Annotated in this window: 3 protein-coding genes; 2 read left to right on the top strand and 1 reads right to left on the bottom strand. The window is 52.3% G+C overall.

Going from position 1 to position 1,254, the window contains the following annotated elements; translation table 11 throughout:
• A partial coding sequence (locus RCH06_RS17835) for a transposase (RefSeq protein ID WP_327082802.1) occupies positions 1 to 272 on the top strand: 272 nt, incomplete at its 5' end.
• Positions 273 to 418: 146 nt separating this feature from the next.
• A complete protein-coding gene (locus RCH06_RS17830; protein WP_327082801.1) occupies positions 419 to 787 on the top strand; it encodes a hypothetical protein in 369 nt (122 codons plus the stop codon).
• Positions 788 to 808: 21 nt separating this feature from the next.
• Here the strand turns inward: RCH06_RS17830 and RCH06_RS17825 are convergent, their stop codons facing one another.
• On the bottom strand, positions 809 to 931 hold the full coding sequence (locus RCH06_RS17825) for a hypothetical protein (protein WP_327082800.1): 123 nt from the start codon (positions 929 to 931) through the stop codon (positions 809 to 811).
• Positions 932 to 1,254: the final 323 nt, after the last annotated feature.

The raw sequence follows: 1,254 nt of genomic DNA, 5'->3' as shown, positions 1-1,254 counted from the left end.
ATCAGCGGTCACGTTGCCGGAATCCTCCCGGTCACGTTCACCGGAATGTCGGTCACGATCCCGGAATCACCGGTCACGTTGAACCGGAATACTCACCAACGGGCCTCTACGAAACTCGGGGCGGTTCACACCTTTACAAGGCGCGCCACTTGATTGAAAACTTCTTTGCCCGACTCAAGCAGTACCGCGCCATTGCCACGCGCTATGACAAAACCGCCCGCAACTTCTTGGGCGCCACCCATTTGGCCGCCGCTGTCGTTTGGCTCAATTGATGACACGCCCTAGAAATGGACAAAGAAAAGCCCGCCGGGAACTTCTCCAGGGCGGGCTTGTGGGATGATTAGATGGTGTCCGTTTGTCTGGCCTTGAATGGGCATAACGGTTTCGGGCAAGTAGCGTACCTAACGGAGATCAATCTGTGCCTCTAAGTCATTGGATTTCAATAACTTCGCTTTTTTTTGTCACTGCAATCGCTGGCTGTGCCACGCCCTCTGAGTTGCGAGAAAAGGGGCCAGCCTATGTATTGACAAGTAATATTTCAGCCAAGCAAGTTGCTGCATGCATCGCGAGTAAGTGGGAGAGCGCCTCTCCGCTGTTCGGCACACAGCCTGTAAATATGAAAATTCAAAAGGACGGGTATTCAGTAGCACTGGGAAATGAGGGAACCATGTTTCTTGTGGATGTGAAAGAGTTGCCTGGCGGCGGCTCTTCGACTGCTTTCTTCAAGTACCGTGACCCACCTGTAAAGATTTTCGAGCCACACGTTAAAAGCTGTCAGTCAGAGTGAGTTGCCTAGGAGGATTGGGAATCACAAAGGTCGGTCACGCGGTACCTCCAGGCATGGTTTTTGTCTGGAGAATTGGAGATAGGTGGGCCGGTGGTACATATCACGCGGCATGAATCCGGCGGTGACGGTGTGGCTGATAGACATTGGTAGCTCCTTTGGGTTGTGAATGAACAAAAAAAAAGCACCCGAGACCGTGAAGTCAGGGGTGCTATGCGTTGGAGCAAATTGAGGCATGCCCACTGTGCGTCGGCAGTCAGGTAGCTTCAGATAGTGCCAAGGCGTCCTACAGTTGCTGGCAGAATTTTTCGGTCTTCAGTGGTACGAAGTACGTCAGTTCCTTCATAGTGACGTCATCGTCTTTTAGGAAGTCAGACTGACCTTGCCCCTGGATTCCGTATCCCATAACCGAGATCATGAACGGGCTTGATGGGCCTGAGCCGCAAGCCAGTTTTCCTCAAACTGCATCG

The organism is Polaromonas sp. CG_9.5, assembly GCF_035984465.1.
Taxonomy (GTDB): domain Bacteria; phylum Pseudomonadota; class Gammaproteobacteria; order Burkholderiales; family Burkholderiaceae_C; genus Polaromonas.
Note: the sequence above shows the minus strand (reverse complement) of the source record. Positions and strands in the feature narration are given on the sequence as shown.

What these genes read in the sequence shown, in the direction of transcription:
- RCH06_RS17825 (WP_327082800.1), bottom strand. Translation starts at nt 931, where the DNA reads ATGTCTATCAGCCACACCGTCACCGCCGGATTCATGCCGCGTGATATG.